Source organism: Phormidium sp. CCY1219, from assembly GCF_035615515.1.
Lineage (GTDB): Bacteria > Cyanobacteriota > Cyanobacteriia > Cyanobacteriales > Laspinemataceae > CCY1219.
On sequence record NZ_JAJENT010000884.1, the window covers coordinates 1 to 6,918 of the forward strand.

5 protein-coding genes are annotated in these 6,918 nt (G+C 50.9%); 3 read left to right on the forward strand and 2 right to left on the reverse strand.

The features are described 5' to 3' along the window. Nucleotides 1–144: 144 nt before the first annotated feature. Nucleotides 145–963: a Nif3-like dinuclear metal center hexameric protein gene (locus LKK83_RS28950; protein WP_324634932.1), complete on the reverse strand. Its 819-nt coding sequence runs from the start codon at nt 961–963 to the stop codon at nt 145–147. Between the two features lie 97 nt (nt 964–1,060). Further along, a complete protein-coding gene (locus LKK83_RS28955; RefSeq protein WP_324634933.1) occupies nt 1,061–2,125 on the reverse strand; it encodes an AI-2E family transporter in 1,065 nt (354 codons plus the stop codon). Between the two features lie 245 nt (nt 2,126–2,370). Here LKK83_RS28955 and bchD point away from each other — a divergent pair, with 245 nt between their 5' ends. The 3 genes from bchD (at nt 2,371) to LKK83_RS28970 (ending at nt 6,792) form a co-directional block, all read left to right on the forward strand. Continuing rightward, nucleotides 2,371–4,434 carry a magnesium chelatase ATPase subunit D gene (gene bchD, locus LKK83_RS28960; RefSeq protein WP_324634934.1) on the forward strand — a complete coding sequence of 688 codons (2,064 nt, stop codon included), beginning with the start codon at nt 2,371–2,373 and terminating at the stop codon, nt 4,432–4,434. A 263-nt stretch (nt 4,435–4,697) separates the two neighbouring features. Continuing rightward, entirely contained in the window at nt 4,698–5,714 is a 1,017-nt protein-coding gene (locus tag LKK83_RS28965; RefSeq protein WP_324634936.1) for an alpha/beta hydrolase family protein, read from the forward strand. Nucleotides 5,715–5,718: 4 nt separating this feature from the next. Beyond that, nucleotides 5,719–6,792: an alpha/beta hydrolase family protein gene (locus tag LKK83_RS28970; protein WP_324634937.1), complete on the forward strand. Its 1,074-nt coding sequence runs from the start codon at nt 5,719–5,721 to the stop codon at nt 6,790–6,792. Nucleotides 6,793–6,918: the final 126 nt, after the last annotated feature.

Consider the following 6,918-nt stretch of genomic DNA (forward strand, 5'->3'; position numbering starts at 1 on the left):
TCCTGCCTGCCCCATCGGTTTAATTGTAACCGATCGCCCTTTTTTTGTCAACCGATCGCCGCCACAAGCCGGCCCCCAGGTTCCGCTTAATTCTGTGGCGATTCATCCAATGACCAACGACCAACGACCAATGACCAGTCACCCCTAATCCCCGATATTAGGGCGAAAGAACTGACGGAAATCTTCATCTTGGCGACTGAGCTGCACCCATTCGATGCCGAAGCTGGCGAATTTTTCCACCAGGCGATCGCAGGAGGGGCGTTCTGTGGCATAATGGCCGGCATCGATGAGGATTAAGCCGCGATCGCGGGCGGACTGAAACTGATGGAACTTGCAATCGGAAGTCAGATAAGCCTGAGCGCCAGAATCCACCACCGCATCGATAAAACTGGCTCCCGAACCGCCTAAAACCGCCACCCGGGTGATATGCTGCTGCGGGTTTGCCATTGGAGAGACGAGCAAATCAGGCGGATCTAACTTGCCTTTTATCAGACGCAATAATGCTTCCAGAGTCAAAGTCGGCTGTAATTGGCCCACTCTGCCATAACCCAAGCCCGGTTGCGTAGGCACAATCGGAGCGACTTGCTTTAAGTCGAGTAACTGGGCGAGGACGTCAGCCGTTCCGTGATTCACTTGGTCGAAATTCGTGTGGGCACTGTAAACGCCGATTTGATGAGCAAAAGCAAGTTTTGCCATTTCGCCCACCGGATCGCCGCTACAGATGGAATTGATTCCGCCAAAAATCAGGGGATGATGGGCAAAAATCAGGTTGACGGGGGTACCGGCTTCTCCCAAGGCGATCGCTTCTTTCATCACCGCCAATGTAGGCGTCAAACACACCAACACCCGTGCCGATTTGTCCAACACCCCCGGTTCGATTTGCCAACCGCAATTATCCCATTTTTCCTGCCACTCTGGATGGGCCCAGCCTTCAAACCATTGAATTAACTCGGAAATTTTCATTCGTTTCGCGTTTCAATTGAACTGTGCTTATTTTTTACCCTAGCGCATTTTCCCTCACGGTAAAAATGTTGGCGGCGCGTTGCATGGTTTTTCCACTTTAACTGATTTGACGAGAAGATGCGATCGCCTCAGAAGACTCTGACTCGCCCCAGTTGTCCATAATATCCTTAAAATAGAGCTGCTGCAGCCAAACCTGAACCACCACCGTCAGGGGAAGCGCCAAAACCAACCCCAACAGTCCAAATGTACTGGCAAAAAACAATTGGGCAATCAGAGTAATAGCAGGCAGCAAAGACACTTGCTTTGCCATCACAATTGGCGTCAGCCAGTAACTTTCAATTTGCTGAATAATGCCATACCAAATCAACACCGCCAATGCCTTCCAAGGTGCATCGAGCAAAGACACCATCAGGGGAAAAACCACGCTCATCGTCGGTCCAATATTGGGAATAAAATTCAGCAACCCCGCCATCAAAGCGTGAACCAGAACCAAATCCACCTGCAATATCCACAAGCCAATTCCACTTAAACTGCCGATAAACAGGCAATTAATCGAAACCCCAGCCAGCCAGTTTCCCAGAGCGATTTCACAGTCCGATAAAATGCGATCGGCACGGCGGCGATAAAATGCCGGAATCAGTCGTAACGCGCCCTTGCGATATTCTAACGGATTCGCCAGCAGCATCAGCGTCAAAACCGAGACGAATAAAATCTGCAACACCGTGCGAAATGAGTTCGAGAAGAAATCCACAAAATTCGTAACCGACTGGAGGACTAACGGCTGCAATTGTTTGATAAAATCTGCCAGCGACGGCGGTTGCGGCAACCATAACGGCAATTGATTCTCGATATTTCGCAGCCCGGTTCTCACCCGCAAAAAAACCTCCGGTATCAGTTCGATGAGTTTTTGAAATTCGGCGATAAAAGGAGGAACCACCAACCAAATAAATAAGACAATAAACAACACGGTGAGGCTGATGGTAATAAAAATTGCCAAATGGCGGTTTAGGCGGAACCGATTTTGCAGCAATCGGGCTAACGTGTTGAGGGCGGTGGAAAAAACAATTGCGACAAAAATCAGCAATAACAGTTGTCGAATTTCCCATAAAATATAGAGGGAAATAATAATAGCAATTAAGCTCAGCCAATGCCCAAATTTCACGGCCTTTCTAGACTCCGCTTTCTCAGTCTTTATTCTAGAACTATAGCACTGGTCAAACCTCCCCACACCCGAAAAACAGCCCCCTCCTTGACGGGTTCCCCCCCAAGCGGGAAAGGTAGATCCGAGGTTCCGCCTCGCCGCCGCCCCTGCTTAGCCGTTTTCCCGACACTGGCGAAGCATCAATTTTCCCACAGGGACTCGTGAATTTGATATGCTGAAATACTGCACTGACAGAGATTCAACTCATGCCTGCGCCTAGTAGTACATCTACAATGACTGCATTTCCCCTGACGGCGGTAGTCGGTCAGGAGGCGATAAAAATCGCCCTGTTGTTGGCAGCGGTGGATCCGGGATTGGGAGGAGTGGCGATCGCCGGTCGTCGCGGTACTGCCAAATCGGTCATGGCGCGTGCCATCCACTCCCTGCTGCCCCCGATTGAAGTAGTCAAAGACTCGATTTCCAACAGCGATCCCACCCAAAGCGATCGCTGGGACGATTTCACCCGCGAATTATACCCGAGCCACGGACAAAACGGCGTCACCCCAGAAACCGACGTTCCCACAGAAGTCATTCCCGCACCCTTCGTGCAAATTCCCCTGGGCGTCACCGAAGATCGCCTCCTGGGGTCCGTGGATGTGGAACAGTCGGTGAAACGCGGCGAAACCGTATTTCAGCCCGGATTGCTCGCCCAAGCACACCGAGGCGTACTCTACGTGGACGAACTCAACCTCCTCGACGACCAAATCGCCAACCTGCTGCTCACGGTACTCACCGAAGGGCGCAACCAAATCGAACGGGAAGGCATCAGCTTTCAGCATCCTTGTAAACCCCTATTTATCGCCACCTATAACCCAGAAGAAGGGGCCTTGCGCGAACACCTGCTCGATCGCATCGCCATTACCCTCTCGGCGGATGGCGTATTAGGGTTAGACCAGCGGGTACAAGCAGTAGACCAAGCTCTCTCCTATTCCGTGTCGCCCCAGAAATTCCTCGAGCAATATGCCGAAGACCTGGATAACCTGAAAACTCAGATTATCTTAGCCCGGGAATGGCTCAAAGATGTGACCATACAACCGGATCAAATCGCCTATTTAGTGGATGAAGCGATTCGCGGGGGCGTACAAGGCCATCGGGCGGAACTGTTTGCCTTGCGCGTGGCAAAAGCCTCCGCCGCCCTGGATGGGCGAAATACGGTGAATGCCGATGACCTGCGGCGGGCGGTAGAATTGGTTATCGTGCCGCGATCGACTATCGTGCAGACGCCACCGGAAGAACAACCACCCCCGCCACCCCCACCACCCCCGCCTTCCCCGGAAGACCAATCCGAAGACGAACAAGATGAGTCGCAAGAGGATAAAGAAGAGGACCAAGAAGAAGAGCAACCCGAACAACCCGACGAACCGCAAAGCATTCCGGAAGAGTTCGTTTTCGATCCAGAAGGGGTGATTCTCGACCCGAATGTGCTTTATTTTGCTCAAATGGCACAAAAGCGCGGTACTTCCGGCAGTCGTTCGATTATCTTTTCCGACGATCGCGGACGGTATATTAAGCCGATTTTGCCCCGAGGCAAAGTGCTGCGCGTTGCGGTAGATGCTACGTTGCGGGCAGCAGCACCTTATCAAAAAGCCCGACGCGATCGCCAACCAAATCGGCGGGTGATTGTAGAACAAGGAGATTTACGATCGAAGCGCTTAGCCCGCAAAGCCGGTGCTTTGGTGGTATTTCTGGTCGATGCATCGGGGTCAATGGCCCTCAACCGGATGCAATCGGCAAAAGGTGCCGTGTTACAACTGCTCACAGAAGCTTATCAAAACCGAGACCAAGTGTCTCTGATTCCGTTTCGCGGGGAAAAGGCGGATGTGCTATTACCTCCCACGCGATCGATTACCACCGCCCGCCGTCGGTTGGAACGGTTGCCCTGTGGCGGCGGTTCTCCCTTAGCACATGGGTTAACTACCGCAGTGCGCGTGGGCTTAAACGCTCAGCAGTCTGGGGATATCGGCGAAGTGGTAATTGTGGCGATTACCGATGGGCGCGGAAATATTCCCTTGGCTCGTTCTTTGGGCGAACCGACAATTGAGGGGGAAAAGCCCGATATTAAAGCCGAATTGTTAGATATTGCCGGCAAAATTCGCGCCGCAGGAATGCAGTTGTTAGTCATTGATACGGAAAATAAATTCGTTTCTACCGGATTTGGCAAGGAATTGGCGAAAACTGCAGGCGGCTCTTATTATAGTTTGCCAAAAGCCAACGAACGCGCGATCGCCGATATGGCTCGCGGCGCGATCGCCCAAATGAAATCTCGCTAGACACATTCTCCCTTGGAACGTGGCGACTGGAAGTCGCAGCTTGGCAAGCAAAGTCCGCCTACGCGGACTAATCGTAACTCCTTTAACTCGTTCCCAGCATCTGCTGGGAACGCCTCCCCCCAGTAGACCAAATAATTGCCAATATTTAACTCGTTCCCAGGCTCTTGCCTGGGAACGCCTCCCCCGAGGCTCCGCCTCCCCCAATTAGACCAAATAATTGCCAATATTTCTGACAAATTTCCCCTCGGAATATTCTGTCCCTAATGAAACGGAAAAGCTTCTTTTTTACCCTAGCGATCGCTTTTTTTGCTACCCTACTTTTTGCCTGTATTCCGCAACAGCTTCCCCCCTCCACCTCCACCGAAACCTCAGTGCAAATCCCCATGTCTCAGTCGCCCCCGCAACCCGAACCGCGCCCCATTTCCGAACCGTTATTCCGCCAAATTTCTACCTTTCGCACCACCATTCCCGCCAATGGAGATGTGGCAAATATCTATTACCCACAGGTGTCGGAAAATTCCCCCAATTCGCCTTCCTTTCCCGTGGCACTGCTTCTGCAAGGCTTGAATGTGGATAAATCCCATTATTCCCAATTTGCCACCCAAGTCGCTCGCTATGGCTTTATTGTGGTCGTTCCCAATCATTTTACCACCGTGCGAGGACGGCAAGAACTTTTCGCGCAAGTAGGAGAAGTGCCCGCCGTTTTAAGCTACGTAAAATCGCAAAATAATGCGCAAAATCTCCCCTTTTATGATATCATAAATGCCGATAAATTAGTATTAATCGGCCATTCGCAAGGAGGATTTATCGGCATGGATGCGATTCGCGAAGCCTGCGATATGCCCTTTTGCGAAGGAGACTATCAGCGCCCAAAAGAATTGCTGGCAGGAGTATTTTTTGGCGCGGATTTGTGGGACGGAGAGTATATTAAAATCGAAAATGATGGAATTGCGATCGCCCTGATGTCTGGCTCTGAAGATAGCTTGATTCCCGCAGATTCTATTCAACAAACTTACGAACATATCCAAACTTCACCCAAAGCTTATCTTACCCTTTTAGGGGCTAATCATTACGCGATTACCAATGGCGACAATCCCCCCGGTTCTCCCCTGGAAAAAAATCCGCCACTGTTACCCCAAGATATTGCGATCGCCACCCTCTCCCGCTGGAGTGCCCTATTTTTGCGAACCTATGCCTTTGACGATACCACCGCCAAGGAATATATCTATCAAACCGGAGACGCTTTAGATGAAAATGTCACGGTAATTAGCCAACCCTAACTCCATGAAACTGCAACAAATCATTGCAACTGCTTTAGTGACTTTCCTGGTGGTTATTGCCCTTTCCTCCCTTCCGCAAGCCGGGAAAATTGTTGCCCAATCAATCCTCCCCCAGGTCCCGCGCAAATCCCCTGTTCCCTCAGAAAATGGCAATATAGCTGCGCCGTTTTTCAGGGAGATAAAACGCTACCAAACCCTCATCGAAGCCAATGGCGATCGCGCCGATATTTACTATCCCGATTTATCCGAAATTACCAGCGGCGATCGCCTTCCCATCGCCTTAATCTTACAAGGCTATAACGTGCATAAAACCTACTATTCCGCCTACGCCACCCAGCTTGCCCGTTACGGATTTATCGTCGTTGTCCCCAATCACGTCACCGCAGTGAGGGGAAAACTCGAACTGTTTGCCCAAGTGGGACAAGTTCCAGAGGTTTTACAGCAAATGAAACGGGAAAATAACCGCGACAATTCTCCACTTTATGCTACAATAGACAGTAGAAAAATGGTGGTCATCGGTCATTCGCATGGCGGATTTATGGGCATGGATGCCATTCGAGAAGCCTGCGACATGCCCTTTTGCGAAGGAGACTATCGCCGCCCCCCAGAACTGTTAGGCGGAGTTTTCTTTGGCGCAGACTTGTGGGAAGATGGGGAATATCTCACTATCGAAAATGCCACAATTCCCATCGCTTTAATTGCCGGCAATCGCGATAGTTTGGTGCGCGCCGACTCGATTAAAATTACCTACGACAATATTCAAACCCCCCCTAAAGCATTCATCACCGTAATCGGGGCAAATCATTACGGGATTACCGATGTGGATAATCCGGCGGGGTCTCCTTTAGAAAAAAATCCCCCCACGTTACCCCAAGCAGTGGCGATCGAAACCATCGCCCGGTGGAGTGCAATGTTTTTGCGCGCCTATGCCCTTCACGATCCAGCAGCATTGGAATATTTACAGTTTCAGGGAGATACTTTGGACGAAAATGTAACGCTTCTCTACCAGGATGTGCCCTCTTTCCCCCCAGGGGCGGAAAACGAGAACTCTATTCCCCGGTTTGAGAGAGACTTTTAGCCGCTTCTACCTGGTTTCTTTGTTTACCAAATCGATTCTAAATTAAGCGCAAAACCGGGTAAAACATCCTCTCCGGAAACTACAGCAGGATCGGACAAGATTTCGGGGTCTCTCCCCGGGCGATAG

What these genes read in the sequence shown, in the direction of transcription:
- LKK83_RS28970 (WP_324634937.1), top strand. Translation starts at nt 5,719, where the DNA reads ATGAAACTGCAACAAATCATTGCAACTGCTTTAGTGACTTTCCTGGTG.
- bchD (WP_324634934.1), top strand. Translation starts at nt 2,371, where the DNA reads ATGCCTGCGCCTAGTAGTACATCTACAATGACTGCATTTCCCCTGACG.
- LKK83_RS28950 (WP_324634932.1), bottom strand. Translation starts at nt 963, where the DNA reads ATGAAAATTTCCGAGTTAATTCAATGGTTTGAAGGCTGGGCCCATCCA.
- LKK83_RS28965 (WP_324634936.1), top strand. Translation starts at nt 4,698, where the DNA reads ATGAAACGGAAAAGCTTCTTTTTTACCCTAGCGATCGCTTTTTTTGCT.